This window comes from Arthrobacter sp. 05L417, from assembly GCF_056397865.1.
Map to the genome: position 1 here is coordinate 52,922 of NZ_JBFTOG010000031.1, position 16,304 is coordinate 69,225.

10 protein-coding genes and 1 pseudogene are annotated in these 16,304 nt (G+C 62.9%); 3 read left to right on the forward strand and 8 right to left on the reverse strand.

Going from position 1 to position 16,304, the window contains the following annotated elements; genetic code table 11:
- Positions 1–568: 568 nt before the first annotated feature.
- From AC1DJW_RS19350 to AC1DJW_RS19360, 3 genes and pseudogenes are all read left to right on the forward strand, one after another.
- Positions 569–3,184 (forward strand): tetratricopeptide repeat protein, encoded by a 2,616-nt coding sequence (locus tag AC1DJW_RS19350; RefSeq protein WP_476902240.1) that lies wholly within the window; start codon positions 569–571, stop codon positions 3,182–3,184.
- A gap of 214 nt (positions 3,185–3,398) precedes the next feature.
- Positions 3,399–3,542, forward strand: a pseudogene (locus AC1DJW_RS19355) (transposase); the annotation flags it as partial.
- Positions 3,543–3,695: 153 nt separating this feature from the next.
- Positions 3,696–5,303, forward strand: coding sequence for a tetratricopeptide repeat protein (locus AC1DJW_RS19360; RefSeq protein WP_476902249.1), 1,608 nt, complete (start codon positions 3,696–3,698; stop codon positions 5,301–5,303).
- 137 nt (positions 5,304–5,440) lie between these two features.
- Here the strand turns inward: AC1DJW_RS19360 and AC1DJW_RS19365 are convergent, their stop codons facing one another.
- The 8 genes from AC1DJW_RS19365 to AC1DJW_RS19400 all read right to left on the reverse strand — a co-directional run.
- Positions 5,441–6,253, reverse strand: a complete 813-nt coding sequence (locus AC1DJW_RS19365) for a hypothetical protein (RefSeq protein ID WP_476902241.1) — start codon at positions 6,251–6,253, stop codon at positions 5,441–5,443.
- Positions 6,246–6,935: a helix-turn-helix domain-containing protein gene (locus AC1DJW_RS19370; RefSeq protein WP_476902242.1), complete on the reverse strand. Its 690-nt coding sequence runs from the start codon at positions 6,933–6,935 to the stop codon at positions 6,246–6,248. The genes AC1DJW_RS19365 and AC1DJW_RS19370 overlap by 8 nt, the downstream gene beginning before the upstream one ends.
- Before the next feature lie 349 nt (positions 6,936–7,284).
- Positions 7,285–10,050: a tetratricopeptide repeat protein gene (locus AC1DJW_RS19375; protein WP_476902243.1), complete on the reverse strand. Its 2,766-nt coding sequence runs from the start codon at positions 10,048–10,050 to the stop codon at positions 7,285–7,287.
- Positions 10,051–10,350: 300 nt separating this feature from the next.
- Entirely contained in the window at positions 10,351–11,004 is a 654-nt protein-coding gene (locus AC1DJW_RS19380) for a metallophosphoesterase (protein ID WP_476902244.1), read from the reverse strand.
- A gap of 146 nt (positions 11,005–11,150) precedes the next feature.
- The gene (locus AC1DJW_RS19385) at positions 11,151–11,318 is read right to left on the reverse strand and encodes a hypothetical protein (protein WP_476902245.1); all 168 of its coding nucleotides are present in this window, start codon (positions 11,316–11,318) and stop codon (positions 11,151–11,153) included.
- Positions 11,319–11,474: 156 nt separating this feature from the next.
- Positions 11,475–13,658 carry a tetratricopeptide repeat protein gene (locus AC1DJW_RS19390; protein ID WP_476902246.1) on the reverse strand — a complete coding sequence of 728 codons (2,184 nt, stop codon included), beginning with the start codon at positions 13,656–13,658 and terminating at the stop codon, positions 11,475–11,477.
- Between the two features lie 777 nt (positions 13,659–14,435).
- On the reverse strand, positions 14,436–15,902 hold the full coding sequence (locus AC1DJW_RS19395) for a tetratricopeptide repeat protein (RefSeq protein WP_476902247.1): 1,467 nt from the start codon (positions 15,900–15,902) through the stop codon (positions 14,436–14,438).
- 130 nt (positions 15,903–16,032) lie between these two features.
- The coding region (locus AC1DJW_RS19400) for a hypothetical protein (protein WP_476902248.1) at positions 16,033–16,304 on the reverse strand (272 nt) is incomplete at its 5' end.

A 16,304-nucleotide genomic window follows, 5' to 3' on the forward strand; every position in this document is an offset into this window, starting at 1 on the left:
CCAAGCCCCGGTGCGGGAGGGGTGGGAACTTCCTTGGATCCTCTTTCCCGGTTCCTGACGCCCATACGCCCACACCGGCTACTACGGTTCTGGGGAAATCACAAGGACTATCCTGCTGTCCGCTGGATCTGGCACGTGAACCTCTAACGATGTTGGCGACGGTCCCGAGCTAAGGCTGCGGCCGTCGTTCTCGTTGTAGCTCCCTGTGGCATTCACCGAGGGATGGTGAAGGAAAGTTAGGATGCGATTGCGGTTCCGTTATCAGAGCTGCTGATTTCATGGGCGGAGGATGGTGACCGTATTGCTGCAGGCGGTCCTCAAGACGACTTGAAGGATTTAGGTCATGAGGGAATCGGGGTTGTAGATGAAAAGCTGGATTACTGCTTTGCCGTTGGTCCAACACATGGGAAATCGGCGAATCGCTTCGGCTATGGCCTCATCTGAGGTTCACTGTAACGACGGAAACCGGTCGGCTGCCCTCGCAGACCTGGGATCCGCGTTGAAATGGACCCGGGCCTTGGGCCATGGACTTAAGACCGCTGATATTCAGTCTCGCCAAGCGTCTCTGATGGAGCAAAGCGGCGATAGCTCGGCCGCCGTCCTTTTGCTGGAGTCCTCGCTGTCCATCCTGGTTGACAAAGACCGGCAGCTTGATGCGGCAGAAATACAGTGTCGGCTGGCTCGCCTCTACGGGCCAGGTGCCCGGTCCACGGCCGCGCTGGAGTCTGCGAGCTTGTTGTTCGGTCAGGCGCAGGACTACAGGCGCCAAGGGAGGGTCTTCGAGATTCTGGCTGACTCATCAGAAAGTCCTTCTAACTTGGATTATCTGGTCTCTGCGTTGGAGATATGGGCCAAACTCGACGACGCCGATGCGGTTAGCGAGGCCTGCAGGGGATTGGACGAGTTGCTGCGAATCCGTCAAGACACGAAGGAGGAAATCGGTAGATGGGAGCAGGTTCTTAGCATTGTGGATCGGGACAGCTTACTCGTCGAACAAGCACGGATCCACCGTAGGCTTGCCGACATCTTCCTCCGCGTCGACCAGCGGAGAACGCTTCGTCAATGCTTGCACAGGGCAGGTGAATTGTTTGAGAAAGCCGGAGAACTTGGGTCTGCGGCGGACTGTTATCTGGAACTTGCGATGACAAACAAGTATTCCAAGGGCGGCGCTGTTGCCCGGTCCCAGCTGCAGAGATCAGCGGATTTGTGGCGCAGGAGCGGTAACTACGCCGGCGAGAAGCGAGCGCACAAGGAACTATATTGGCTCTCGAAGGCTCACAATCGTCCCGTGGACACACTCCATGAAGCCTTGCAGTTGCTGGATCTAAGCGGGGTGGCTCTCCACGGGGCAATCATGAAAGTTGAAGAGTCACTTCAGGCTCTTCGCGGCCTGGAAGAGGCCGGCACAGTATCAGTCGACTGGGTCGCAGACTTCGAACCTATGCTCCTCAATCCTTCCTTGGGTGAAAGCCATGCAGAGGTCGTTGATTTAGTCCGGGCCAAAGGTCTTGAACTTACTGCGGACGCCCTTGAATCGGGTCTGAAAGCTTCAGCGCTTCAGGATAGGGCGTCACGGCGCCAGGTTGCACGGTGTTTACGTACAGCAGGTATTGTGCTTGATTCTGCGGAGCTCAAAGCCGTTTCCTACCAAGGATTGGCTTTCACGGACCTTGCGTCGGGCCACATTGACGACGCACTGGAGAACGCTGATGAACTTGTGGACCTTGCGCGAGCGGACGACTCCGCGTCCGGGCTGTGCTTGGCGCTGCAGGTGCGTTTTATGATCCTTTTTGCGGTAGGAGACCTAAACCGCTGCGAGCAAGACCTTCGGGAAGCGTTCGATCTCGCGAAACGGGAAAACGACCCGGACGAGGGACTGCTCTCCCTGATGCATTCTGTAGCTTTCAGCATAAGTCGCCAGGACTGGCCAGAGGCGATTGCCGCTGGCAGCCAAGCGCAAAGATTAGCCTCTGAAGGAACTAATGACACTCTCCTACGTGGAACATCCTTCTTGCTTTCGTTTGCTCTTTCGAAGGCTGGACAGCATGATGAAGCATTGATCACAGCGGAGTCTGTCACACAGTTCGCTTCGGAGGACGTATCAGCAAATTGCCTTTTTGACTCATCTCTTGGGCTTGCCCGTGTCCAATTCGATGCCGGCGACTACTTAGACGCTGAATCCACTCTCAGGCAGGGACTCAAACTCGCCATCGAGCGCGCCGACTTCGGACGGCAAGGCATAACCTTGAACGCTTTGGCCCTTACTTACCTTGAACTCGGTAGATCCGATGCGGCCCGGGAAACCCTGAATCGTGCCGAGGGAATAGCGGCGTCCAATCCCGAACTCCGCACTCTTTGTCAAATGACGACGAACAACATGGGCTTGGTCGAGTATCGCGATAAGAACTTTGACGAGGCTCTAAGAAGATTCGTATCTGCATCCGGCGGGGACGCAAACCCGGGCTCTTTGTTGCAGACGATTTCCAGATCCAATCACGCCAGCGTCCTGATAGCGCTCGACCGTGCGAACGAGGGCCTGGCTCTGATCAACGAATCCCTGACCGCCCTAATCCAGTTTCAGAGACACGAGGACGCAGCCCGGTTTGCGATTAGCTCAGCAATCGAAATAACTCGCATGGGACGCGAAGAAACAAGGATAAAAGACCATTACAGGGTCGCACTTGAACTCGCCGTCCCGGCATTTCGATACCTGAACCAGAGCCGGTCCCAGTTTGCCACTGTCGCAGAACGATCCATGTGGGAAACCACCATCCAGCGAACGATGTCCAGGGTTCTGAAAATGGCCGCTGAAAACGAAGACCAGGCCCTTATCGCCGATCTCGTTGAAGTAAGCATTAACAGTTTCATCCACACCAACGGTCGAGCACGGGGAAACCACATCCTTGACTGGGAACCGGAGCGGCTAAGAAACGAGGACGCGGACAAACCTGCCCATCCAGACCCCGGACCCGATCTGACACCGTCCATCAAATGGGACAACGCCCCGGGATTACCCCTTTCGGGGCTAACAAGCCTCATCGCCGGTTCGGCCCTCCCCGCCCAACCCGGACCGAATCTCATCATGCCAAACCGTAATTATCCCCGAGTAGCCCTCTCGGGCTTCGTCACTAGCTCTCTCTTCCCCGACCGCAGCTCACCCATCCCAGCGATACGCACTTGGTGACCTCCAAGGGAGCAGGTCGGCAAGGGTCAACCGGTTGCTTTCCGGACCTCCCTGAGCTGGCCGACGATCGTGCGGTGTACGACGCCCTTTGTTCGGTCATCTTCGCCTTCTCTGGGAGAGTGGTTCCTTCAAGCCACTCTGTCCGGCCTGGTCCATGTCCACGCGGTTAGGCTTTCCTTGTCATGGAGTTCGGGTCCTGCGGAAGGACATGTGGATGGGTGTGGACAGGGGAGTATTTACCCCGGAGAGCCGTCGCTTGGCGGCGCAGTTGGTGATTGGCACTAGTCGGTCCATCGAGCTCGTGGCCCGTGAGCTGGAGATTCCCGAACGGCAGCTCCGAAGATGGGTTAAAGCTGAACTTAGGGCCCAGAATGGGGACTCGACACCCGTGCTGGATCCTTGGTTGGAGCTGGAAATGCTAAGGCAACTGCGGCCTGCCAACAGGAGGCTGCTCACCTCTCGCCCGCCTCTTAAGCTGGCCGGGATATCACCCTACAAGACGATTCGACTGATGATGCTCGCCATCTGGATGATCCCCTGGGCGCCAATGCGCCTAGCGGTGGCTGAGTTTCACTTTGGCCGTGGGGCCGATTTCGAAGAACGATCTCACATAGACCAGGCCATAGAACAGTACAAGATTTCACTTGCGCTATTCTCATCATCTTTCGGGCTAGGTTACAGCGAGGAGAAGGACCGGGTCCGCGCAGAGGGCCAGGCTCGCGCATACTTCCGGCTTGGCCGTCTTCACGCTCGTGACGCGAAATGGGCGCAAGCCCTCGCGGAACTTAGCATTGCCATCGATCTCTATACCTGCCTCGACAGCGTTGAGGGCGTAATGGGCAGGATCAACACCCACTTCGTCCTCGGCGGCCTCTACGAGTCAACGGCGAAATGGGTTGCTGCTCAGAATGAATTCGAGGCCGCCCTCAACCTCAGCAAGAAATTCCATTTCCTCCGAGGAGAAGCCCAGGGGTGGGAGCGCGTGGGCACGGTCCACCAAGACGTTGGCCGTTGGAGCGCGGCGCAGTCTGCATTCATGGCCGCGCTGGACTTCTACGTTCAGTCGGACGATCAAAGAGGCCAAGCAAGGATGCACGCCAGACTCGGCGCCTTCCACGCAAAATCAGGAGACAAAGGGGCTTCTCTCTCTGAATACCAGGTGGCCCTGACCCTCTACGACGACCTCCGCGATATAGATGGTCGTGCAGCAATCCACCACAACATTGGCGGTCTTCATTTCGAGGCCGGACGGTTCGACGAAGCGTACAAAGAATTTGAGATGGCATTGAAGCAACCATCGGTTGAAAATCGCACCACGATGCAAATGAGCCTCGCTGTAGTCCAGCAACGTCTTGGAAGGCTCGACGAAGCCCGCTGCGGGTTTGAAGGTGCCCTGGAAAAATTCACTACGCTGGGAGAAAAAAGGGGAGCCGCATCGGCCAATCAATGGCTCGCGGGGCTTTACCTGAAGGAACGCAAAACAGGTATTGCTCATGAAAAGTTCGAGGCAGCTCAGAAACTGTATCTAGCTCATGGTGTCCCCCATGAGGCGGCGTGGGCCGCCATGAGATACGCAAAGTCGCTGAATCATGGCGGCTACGAATCCTCAAGCCATTGTCTTAAACTCGCCCTGCCCGCAGCCCTCTACCTGGACTCCATCCGCTTCCAATTCCGCACAGCTGCCGAACGCACCGCCTGGTCCGCCAAAGCCGCCGAAGCCACCCAACTCGCCCTCGAACTCGCCGCCGCAGCCCAGGACCCCGTCCTCATCAGCGACCTCATCGAAACCCACATCAACACCACCACCCACACCACCAACCCCAACGCCGACGCCGACGCCCGCGAGCACGCCATCAGCGCCCGCGCGCTCGGCATCGAACTCACCGAAGCCGCCACCACCGAAAACCCCAACCCCTTCACCACCGGCGACAACAGCGGCCCCGCCACCGCCGCGGCAGGAACCACCACACTCCTCACCACCGCCGCACTCCCCGGGCACCCGTCACCGCCCCTCCTCACCCCCACCACCGGCGCGGCCCGACAAGCCCTCACCGGATGGGCGAACGAGAATGTTTACCCCTCGGTTCCAAAACCCACCACACCCATCCGCACTTGGTAAGCCCGAAAGCGGCCTGACAAAGGACCAAGCCTTTTGCGTTGGCTGTTGACGCATAACCCCGGACTCCGGCAGGGTCGGGCGCACGTCAGGCCGGGCAGCTCGGGAGGGACTGTCCGATATGGGTCCCGCCGTGATGCTTACTTTCGCTTGAGCCGGTTGACTGGCGGCATGTTGTGGTTCGTGGCCAGGATCCGCAGCGCATCCATCGCTGTGGTCCGGTCCGCAGGTTCAAGCATTTGCCAGGACCGGTGTCCCGGATCAGTGAGTTTCACATGCAGGCTTTGGATCCGCGACTTGTCGCTGCCTTTCATCTGGCCTGCTGTGATCAGGGGATTTCTGATGGTAGCGCACAGGACGGCGGCGTCGTCCAGGTGCCTGTCCTTGTCCCGGGAATCTTCCCTGTAGGCGGCCCCTTTGAGCACCAGTGCGCCGAGGGCGTTCGGAATGCTGATGAATACCGGCCCGGTGTCGTCGACGATCATTCGGCAATTGAGTGTCCGCTGCAGGGCCTGGGTGCCGCCGGTGACCTGGAAGGGTTTGCGTCCTCCCAGCCTTGGGACCAGTCTCGGTGCTAGGTGGTCTGCCACCATCACGTCGATTTGCTGTTTCCTGCGTACGAACCGATGCGCCGGGGCATCATCATCAATGGACTTCTGGAGGGTGTAGCCCAGCCCGTTCAGGACGGCACAGACCGACGACGTCGTCGTCGCACCTGTTTCGATGTGGAGAACAATGTCGATGTCCGCTGTCGGCCGGGTGACGGCCAGACCGGCCGCGGCAGCGTGCAGCTGCACCATCAGGCCGCCGACCAGCGTCCACTGGGTGGAAGGCAATACTCTTGCGAGCTCGACGCATTGCGGCCAGGGAGTACCCCAGCCACCCGGCGGGACGGGGACATCCCATACTTCGCGATTGTCGGCAGGGCTCGCCACCTCGACGGACTCAGGCATGTAACAGCCCGTCGATGACGCGCCGGCCTGCGCTGCGTTCCCTGGTGGCGAGGGAGTCCATCAGGTCCACGGCGATCGCGGCGACCGGCGCTTTCCCTTCTTCGAAAGGATCGCGGAAATCGACTTCGTGGATGATGGCGTTGCCCTCGGGGTCCTCGACCATTCCGAGTGCGTCCGCGAGGGCGCGGGCGTCGCCTGCCATGACATAGCCCTCGGCAATTCCTCCGCCGCCGGACATGCCGAAAGTTTCGGCCGTGTCCTGGTCCTGCATTGCGGCCGCCCCGCTGACGATCAGGTGATCTATCAGTATAGTGATGCCGTCGGGGCTGATCCTGAAGCGCAGCGTCTTGTCTTTGTTGCGGGCCAGGATACGCACCGTGTCGGCGTCCATGGCGTTGAGCCTGCTTTTCAAGCGGGACTTTTCCGAGGAGGAGATCCAGGTCGGGTTTCGGCCGGACAGTAGCGCCAGCGCGGCCCATGCGACTTTGGCGGTCCAGGGACGGCCCCGTCGGGTTCCGGCTGCGGCTAGGCGTTCCACGGATGACCGGCTCACCAGCATGGCTCTGCCGGCCGTCGCCTCGACGGTCAGTTGGCCGTTGTTGATGAGCTGGCGCACCGATTGCTGGGTGATGCCGAGGCGTTCCGCTGCCTCGCGCGTGGTCATGGTGGTCGTCGCAATCATGCACTAATACTTTCTCGTCGCAGTAATAGTGTCAACACGCTAATACTTTCTTATCGAGGTATTAGTGCATTTTCGTGACAAGGAGCCCGGTTCGGGAGACCCGGAAGCGGAATGAGCAGCGAGAAGCCGGTGTCACGACTGGGTGACCCTGGCCCTGATTTGAACACCTACCTGTGGGCCGCCCCGGAATCCTAAGCCGTGCGTTCAGCAGCAACGCATGGCTTGGGCGCCGGATTCCACCCCTTCTAGGTTCGGACGTTGCGGGGAAGTCCCGGCCCTCCGGTAAGTACCGACTTCGGCGGCTCGGTTCCCTTTTGTATCGGGGCGTCCGCCGAATCTCTGGGCTGGGTTACCAGGTTCTAATGGGTGTCGTGGGGCGTGGGGTTTCCGGGTAGGGGGAGTTGTCTGCCCATCCGGTGAGGGCTAGACGGTTTCCTGTGGTGGTGGGTGTGAGGAGGGGCGGTGACGGGTGCCCGGGGAGTGCGGCGGTGGTGAGGAGGGTGGTGGTTCCTGCCGCGGTGGTTGCTGGCCCGCCGCCGTTGTTCCCGGTGGTGAAGGGGTTGGCGGTGGTGGTGGCTTCGGTGAGTTCGATGCCGAGCGCGAGGGTGCTGGTGGTGTGCTCGCGGGCGTCGGCGTCGGCGTCGGCGTTGGGGTTGGTGGTGTGGGTGGTGGTGTTGATGTGGGTTTCGATGAGGTCGCTGATGAGGACGGGGTCCTGGGCTGCTGCCGCGAGTTCAAGGGCGAATTGGGTGGCGACGGCGGAGTGGGCGGACCAGGCGGTGCGTTCTGGGGCGGTTCGGAATTGGAAGCGGATGGAGTCCAGGAACAGGGCTGCGGGGAGGGCGATTTTGAGGCAGTCGGCGGGGGTGGTGGTGGTTTTTTGGTGGAGTGCTTGTGCGTGGCAGGCAGCTGCCCAGGCTGCGTTCTGGGGGAGGCCCTGCTTCTTGTAGAGGGTGGTTGCCAGGGTGAAGAGATGGGTCGATTCGAGGGTGTTTCCTTGGGCGATGGCCAGCAGTCCCAGGCATTGGAGCGATCTGGCCTGTCCTTCAATGAGGTCGAGGATTGTGTAGAGGTCCAGGGCGCGGGTGTAGGAGGCGGCGGCGAGGTCCCAGTCGCCGGCGACGTGGTTTAGAACCCCGAGGTTGCCGTGGACATGGGCCTGGGCTTCGGGGAGTTCGAGGGTTGTGTAGAGGTCCAGGGCGCGGGCGTAGGCCTCGGCGGCCTGGCCCTGGCGGCCAGCGTCCTGGTGCAGTCTCCCGAGGTTGCCGTGGACCAGCGCCAGCCGTTCGGGGAGGTCCAGGGTTTGGTAGATGTCGAGGGCGCGGGCGTAGGAGCCTGCAGCCTGGTCCCAGTGTCCGGCGTCCCGGTGCAGGGTCCCGAGGTTGTTGTGCACCATCGCCAGCCGTTCAGGGAGGCCGAGGGTTTCGTAGATTTCCAGGGCGCGGGTGTAGGAGGCCGCGGCGTCGGCCCAGCGTCCGGCGTCCCGGTGCAGCCCCCCGAGGTTGTTGTGCACGCGGGCCTGGTCTGCGGGGAGGCCGAGGGTTTGGTAGATGTCGAGGGCTCGGGCGTAGGAGGTGGCGGCGTCGGCCCAGCGTCCGGCGTCGTGGTGCAGCCCCCCGAGGTTGCCATGGACGAGGGCCTGGTCTGCGGGGAGATTGAGGGTTTGGTAGATGTCGAGGGCGCGGGTGTAGGAGGTGGCGGCGTCGGTCCAGCGTCCGGCGGCGTGGTGCAGGGTCCCGAGGTTGCCATGGACGAGGGCCTGGTCTGCGGGGAGATTGAGGGTTTGGTAGATGTCGAGGGCTCGGGCGTAGGAGGTGGCGGCGTCGGTCCAGCGTCCGGCGTCCCGGTGCAGGTTCCCGAGGTTGTTGTGCACGCGGGCCTGGTCTGCGGGGAGATTGAGGGTTTGGTAGATGTCGAGGGCGCGGGCTAGGGCGGTGGCGGCGTCGGTCCAGCGCCCGGCGTCCCGATGCAGGTTTCCGAGGTTGGTGTGCACAGCGCCTTGCTGTTCGAGGAGGCCCAGTGTTTCGTAGAGGTCCAGGGCGCGGGTGTAGGAGCCTGCGGCGTCGGCCCAGCGTCCAGCGTCGTGGTGCAGGCTCCCGAGGTTGTTGTGCACCATGGCCTGTTGTTCTGGCAGCTCGAGGGTTTCGTAGAGGTCCAGGGCGCGGGTGTAGGAGCCTGCGGCGTCGGTCCAGCGTCCGGCGTCGTGGTGGAGGCCTCCGAGGTTGTTGTGCACGAGGGCCTGCCGTTCGGGGAGGCCCAGTGTTGTGTAGATGTCCAAGGCACGGTTGAAGGATGTGGCGGCGTCGGTCCAGCGTCCGGCCTTCTGGTGCAGACCCCCGAGGTTGTTGTGGACATCGCTTTGATGTTCTGGCAGGCCCAGTGTTGTGTAGATGTCCAGGGCACGGTTGAAGGATGTGGCGGCGTCGGTCCAGCGTCCGGCGTCCTGGTGCAGACCCCCGAGGTTGCTGTGCACCATCGCCTGCCGTTCGGGGAGGTTGAGGTTTTCGTAGATTACCAGGGCTTTGGCAAAAGAGGTGGCGGCTTGGTTCCAGCGTCCGGTGTCCCGGTGCAGGTTTCCGAGGCTGGTGTGGACGAGGGCCTGCTCTGCCGGGAGGTTGAGGTTTTCATAGATCTCCAAGGCACAGGTGTAGGAGACTGTGGCGTCGGTCCAGCGTCCGGTGTCCCGGTGCAGGGCCCCGAGGCGGGTGTGGACGAGGGCCTGCTCTGCCGGGAGGTTGAGGGTTTCGTGGATTTCCAAGGCGCGGGTGTAGGAGGCGGCGGCTTGGTCCCGGCGTCCGGCGCTCTGGTGCAGGTTTCCGAGGGCGGTGTGGACGAGGGCCTGGTCGTCGGGGAGGTTGAGGGTTGTGTAGGTGTTGAGGGCGTGTTGGTAGTGGGTGAGGGCTGTGGCCCGGTTCCCGAGTTGTTCGTGGAGGACTGCGAGCAGGAGCAGGTAGTAGGCGTGGTTCTCGGTTCCGGGTGCGGGTTGCTCAAGGCATCCTGCTGTTTGTAAAGCCGCGATGGCTTCTTCCCGGTCGTTGCTTCCACTGGCTAAGAACTGTTCGAGGAGTGTGATTGTCTCGTATCCGCGTTCGTTATCTGGCGCGTTGTTAGGCATGGTCACCATCTTGCGGGTCCAATTTTGGAAGGGGGGTGGCCATCTCTTGGCCTGCTTTCTTCTGTGGTGGATGGGGTTAGTGTAGGTCCTAGGTCGGGGGGTGGACAGTGTTCTAAACAGTGCGAATAAAAGGGAGTTCGTTTCGTTCCCCGTTGGCCAGTCAGCGCCGGGTGGTTAGAGGTTGAGGGTGTGGCCGGTGCCTTGGTCGTGGAAGTAGCCGACGTTGATGCAGTGGGTTGGTCCGTGGTGGTGGTGGCGTTGGGGGTGGTGGACGTGGCCGAAGAGTGCATGGGTGGGGGTTTAGGTGGTGATGAGTTCCAGGAGTCCTGGCCCGTACATTTCGTTCCGGCCGGCGGTGGTGTCGTATCTGAGTTCGGGTATTCGTGGGGGCAGGTGGCTCATGAGGATGTCTATGCCGGATAGGCGGGCGACGGTTGAGCGGTAGGTGTGGTGGTCGCGGTCGTAGTATTTCCAGGGCCAGGTTTGGGGGACTGTTTTGAGGGCTCCTCCGGCGACGAAGCCGCACAGGTGTCCGTTGATGTGCACGGTTTCTCCGTCAAGGTTGCGTTGGGCGGCCGGTGCCAGGTCGTTCCAGATTTCCGGGACGTCGACGTTGCCGAGGCTGACGAGTGTGGTGCTGCCGGCGACGATGCGGAGTACTTGTTCGTAGCTGTCGGTGACGATTGAGCGGATGGTGTCTTCTGGGTTTTCGAGAGTTGCCCAGAGCTGCTGTTGGTGTGCGTGCATGGCTTCGTGCTGGCAGAGGCGTCGCATTCGTCCGAGCGCGCTGACGTGGTCTGCTCCGAAGATCCGGCCGAGGATGCAGTGTTCGGGTTCTTGGTAGTTGGTGTAGTCGAGCAGGTCGCCCAGGATGACGAGTTGCTCTGCCCGGTCGAGGGCGTGGGCGAGGAGATCGTATTGTCCGTGGATGTCGCTGATCACTTCAACGCGCATGGCCGGTTCCTTTCGTAGCCTCCGATGAGCAGTGTGCGGGTGTCATTTCCATGCGTAGGCCCAGACGGAGACAGCGAATTTTTCGGTGTTGGACAGATCGAACGCTCCGTCTTCTATTGCTTGGCGGGCTGTGACCATCATTCCGTTCATGAGGTAGTGGACTGATCCGCGGTTTCCCCAGGAGAAGGTGTGTACTTCGAGAAGGTGTGTACTTCGCTGAAATCGTGGAGGAGCACTTCAAGTCCGTCGCGGGTGAACCGCCAGTAGTCCATGGGTACCTTGTGCACGGCAATCATGAAGGGGGAGCTGGTCATCAGGCATCCGCCGGGCCGCAGGAGGCGTCGGAGCTGGGCGACGGCGGCCCAGGGGCGTTCGACGTGTTCGAGGATCTCATCGAGGACGATCCGCCGGGGGCAACGCCGGGATCAAGGGACGACGATGTCGTCCTGGGTAGCGGGCGATGGGGCGGACTACCAGGTCCGGGCCGGTGTTGATGTTCTTCGAGGCCGCGGGTAATCGGTGGCGGCGAAGCGGTCCAGGATCAGGCGGGCCGGGGCGTCCTTGGTGGGTGCCAGGAGCGGGGGCGGCGGTGCTGCGGGCAGGGCGGCAGTGGCCAGGAGGTTAGTGGTGCCTGCCGCGGCGGTGGCAGGGCCTCCGGCGGGGTCCTCTGAGGTAAGAGGGAGTGGTGACCTGGTGTGGGCGGCCAAGGTGGCGGCTATCCCAATAGCCCGTGCGGCCCACATCTCGTCCGGAGATCGGGGATCAGTCATGTCGTCGGCCCCTCTTGGGGTGTGGGAGGTGCTGTTGACGTAGGTTTCGACAAGGTCTGCGACCAGGGCTGGGTTCCCGGCTTCGGCGGCGAGCGTGAACACGAGGTCCAGGCCCTGTGCCGCGTTCGAGGCCCAGGCGATGCGCTCGGCGGCCGTGGGGAACTGGAACCGGACTGCGTCTAGGTGCAGTGCCGCTGGGACCGCCAGGGCGAGGGCTTCCGTGGCCCCGGCCAGGCCTACGCTGTGGAGGGCCCGGGCGTAGCGGATGGCGGCCCAGGCCGCGTTCTGGGACAGGCCCCGGGACAGGTATGCCTTCCGGGCCAGGGTGTGATGCTCTGCGGCCTCGCCCTTGGCGCCGGTCCGTGCGCACAGCATGGCCAGGAGCAGGTGAGCGTCACCGACTCCCTCCTTCAGGCCAAGGCCTGCATAGAGGGCCAGAGCCGCCTCGATCTCCTGACGGGCGTCCTCCCACCTCCCGGTGTACTGGTGGAGGGCCCCGAGGTTGTTCCTGACGTCGGCCTGTTTAGCGGGAAGGCCAAGGGTTTCGTAGAGGGCCAGAGCGGCCTCGAACTCGGCTCGGGTCTCCTTCCACCTGCCAGCAGCCATGTGCACGGCCCCGAGGCCGTTCCGCACCATCGCCTGGCCCCCAGCCAGGCCGAGGCGCGTGTAGAGGGCCAGGGACGCTTCGTATTCAGCACGGGCATCGTCCAACTGCCCCGCGTCGTGGAGGAGGGCCACAGCCTGATGGATGTTCCCCAGACTGTTCCGCACCAGCGCCTGGCCCTCGGCTAGGCCGAGGGTTTCGTAGAGGGCCAGGGCGGCCTCGAACTCGGCTCGGGCTTCCTTCCACCTCCCGGCGTCCTGGTGGAGGGCCCCCAGGTTGTTCCTGACGTCGGCCTGATCAGCGGGAAGGCCGAGGGTTTCGTAGAGGGCCAGGGCGGCCTCGAACTCGGCTCGGGCCTCCTTCCACCTCCCGGCGTCCCGGTGGAGGGCCCCCAGGTTGTTCCGCGCCTTCGCCTGGCCTTGAGTGAGGCCGAGATTTGCGTAGATGGCGAGGACGGCCTCGAACTCGGCCCGCGCCTCCTCCCACCTCCCCGCAGCCCCGTGCAGGATTCCGAGGCCGCTCCGCACCAGCGCCTGACCCTCAGCCAGGCCGAGGCGCATGTAGAGGGCAAGTGAGGCCTCTAATTCGGTGCCGGCTTCCTCCCATCGCCCTGCGGCCTGGTGGAGGCGGCCGAGGTTGTTCCGCACCATCGCCTGGCGTTCGTGAAGTCCGAGGGCTTGGTAAAGGGCCAGGGCAGCCTCGTACTCCGTGCGGGCTTCCTCCCACCTCCCGGCGTCCCGGTGGAGGGCCCCGAGGTTGTTCCGCGCCATCGCCTCGCCCTCAGACAGGCCGAGCCCGATGTAGAGGGCTAGGGCCGCTTCGAACTCGGTGCGGGCTTCCTCCCACCTCCCGGCGTCCCGGTGGAGGGCCCCGAGGTTGTTGTGCATCACTGCCTCGGCATCAGGCCGTCCGAGCCCGGTGTAGAGGGCTAGGGCCGCTTCGAACTCGGTGCGGGCATCCCTCCGCCGCCCGGCGTCCCGGTGGAGGGCTCCGAGGATGTTCCGCACCCACGCCTGGCGGTCGGCGAGGCCGAGGGTTTCGTAGAGGGCTAGCGCGCGGTGGTACCTGTCCAGTGCCTGATCGGGCTGCTGGAGTTCCTGATGGATCAGCGCGGTGAGGGCGTGGACGAGTGCGGCTGTTGTGTCATCGGTGGCGTCCGGTGCGGCGGCGTGGGTCGCTGCGAGCCGGGCTGCGCCGGCATCCGCGGCGATGGCCCGTGACCGCAGGTCATGCAGGAGCTGTTCCAGGCTTTCGGTGTGTTCCGTCTCTCGGTCCTGCACGTGGGCTCCTGCGGGGGCGGGTGGCACCAATCCTACGCCCGGGCGGGCGCATGGTACGGGTGCCGGGTCAGGCGGCCTGCTGCTCTTCAGGAGGGCGGCGGGCCGGCCCTTAACCTTAACCCCTGTGGTTGTTTGGGTGTCTGAGGGGTGGTGTTGTGGAAGCATTATTTGCAGCTGGCCATGGTGGGTTCTCTTTCTTCTTGTTTTCTTTTTGGTGTGTTCGTGGTGTGCCCTGCTGGGTGCGGGGTGTGTTTGCTTTCCACAGGTTCAGGCGTTTCTGCAGTTGCCTCAGGTGTTCCCTCCCTTTTTGGTGGGGTTATCCGTGGTTCTCGTGCACTGGTCTGGTGCTCCCGTCGAAACGGCGAGCCTGGCATTCTTCCGTCCGCTGACGATGCTGTCCACGCCGTGGGTCAGGAGGGCATTGGCCCGGAACCATAGTTGCCGTGGCTGGTTGTGGGGATCCCTGGATGAGCCGGTCAGCCATAGTGGGCGGGGGGCTGCTCACCGCAAGCAGCCGGAAAAGACTTTGGCAGGGAACCGGGTGCCGGGTGCTCACGGGACCCGGGTGGTGAAGTAGCTGTGGGTGACGAGGGCGATTATGCTGAGGCGCCGGCGCCGAGGGTACCCGCGCCAGTTTTGGTGTCGTGGGTGTCATTGAGGCAGTACCGGTGCAGAGCTGGGCGTAGGCCTTCGTTTCGGTGTCGTATTGGAGGCAGCCATCCATTGGTGGGGGTGCGGGGCCCGCGGTCGGGCCCCCGGATGCGCGTTCTCGGGTGCTTACCAGGTTCTGACGGGGCGGTTGGGTCGTGGTGTGGGTGGGTAGGGGGTGTTGGTGGTCCATATGTGGAGTGCGGTGCGGGGTGTTGTGGTGGTGGGTGTGAGGAGGGGTGGTGGGGGGTGTCCAGGGAGCATGGCGGTGGTGAGGAGGGTGGTAGTACCGGCTGCGGTTGTTGCAGGCCCGTACCCGGTGTCACCGGTGGTGAAGGGTGTGGGGGTTGCGGTGGTGGTGGCTTCGGTGAGTTCGATGCCGAGGGCGCGGGCGCTGGTGGCGTGTTCGTCGGCGTTGGGGTCGGTGTTTTCGGGGTTGGTGGTGTGGGTGGTGGTGTTGATGTGGGTTTCGATGAGGTCGCTGATGAGGACGGGGTCCTGGGCTTCGGCGGCGAGTTCGAGGGCGAGTTTCGTTGCGGTGGCGGCTTTGGCGGACCAGAGGGTCCGTTCGGACGCGGTGTGGAATTGGAAACGGACGGAGTCCAGGTACAGGGCGGCGGGCAGGGCGAGTTTGAGGCAGTCGGCGCGGGTGGCGTTGGTTTTTTGGTGGAGTGCTCGTGCGCGGCGGATGGCTGCCCAGGCGGCGTTCTGGGGGAGGCCTTGTTTCCGGTAGAAGGCGGCGGCCCGGTTGAAGAACGCGGCCGCGTCCGGGCTATCTCCGCGGTCGATGGCCAGCAGTCCGAGGCTTTCGAGGGACACGGCCTGTCCATCAAGAAGCTCGAGGGTTTCGTAGAGCTCGAGGGCGTGGGTGTAGGCGGCTGTGGCGTGGGTCCAGCGTCCGGCGTCCTGGTGGAGGGTGCCGAGGTTGTTGTGCACGTGGGCCTGGTCTGCGGGGAGGTCGAGGGTTTCGTAGAGGTCCAGGGCGCGGGTGAAGGCCGCGGCGGCGTCGGTCCAGCGTCCGGCGCCCCGGTACAGGGACCCCAGGTTGTTGTACACCTTGGCCTGGTCTGCGGGGAGGTCGAGGGTTTCGTAGAGGTCCAGGGCGCGGGTATAGGAGGCGGCGGCGTCGGTCCAGCGTCCGGCGCCCCGGTACAGGGACCCCAGGTTGTTGTACACCTTGGCCTGGTCTGCGGGGAGGTCGAGGGTTTCGTAGAGGTCCAGGGCACGGGTATAGGAGGCGGCGGCGTCGGTCCAGCGTCCGGCGTCCTGGTGCAGGGTCCCTAGGTTGTTGTGGATCAGGGCACGTCCGGTTTCCATTCCCAGAGTTTCGTATTCGAGCAGCGCCGCTTGGTAGTAGTGCATTGCCTTTTGCCGGTGGTGGAGGCGGTTGTGGCATTCCGCGAGCAGGAGCAGGGCGTGGGCGTGGTTTTCGGTTCCGGGGGCGGGTTGTTCGAGAAATTCTGCCGTTTGCAAGACCGCTGTGGCTTCTTCCCGGGTGATGGTTCCGTTGGTCAGGGCGTCCAGGAGTTCTTGGAGGCGTGCGATGGTCTCGTTTCCGGGGTCGTCGTCTGGTGCGTTGTCGAGCCTGGTCACCATTTTGACCGTCCCCTTTCGATGGGGCCTTGAATGAGGGTGGCGGCCATCCTGGTCTAATTTCATCTGTGGTGGGTGGAGTTAGTTTAGGCGTTCACGGTTGGTCTGTGCAGGGCGCTGGTTGGGTCTTGCTTTAGGTGTGGGTTCTGGTTTTGCGGAGTGGTGTGAGGCTGAGGTGGATGAGGGTGTAGACGGCGGTGAAGGCGATGAGGGTGTAGGCCTGGTTGCCGTTGAGGATGGTTTGACAGGCGGGGACGACGAACGCTGCGGTTCCGATGGCGGTGAGGGAGATGGCGATGGTGGCGAGGCCAGTGACGGGGGCGGGCCAGCGGCCGGCACCGTATCCGAAGACCGCGGCGGCGATGATGGCTGTTCCTGCGGCGAGGGCAGCGTTGGTGGTGTCGA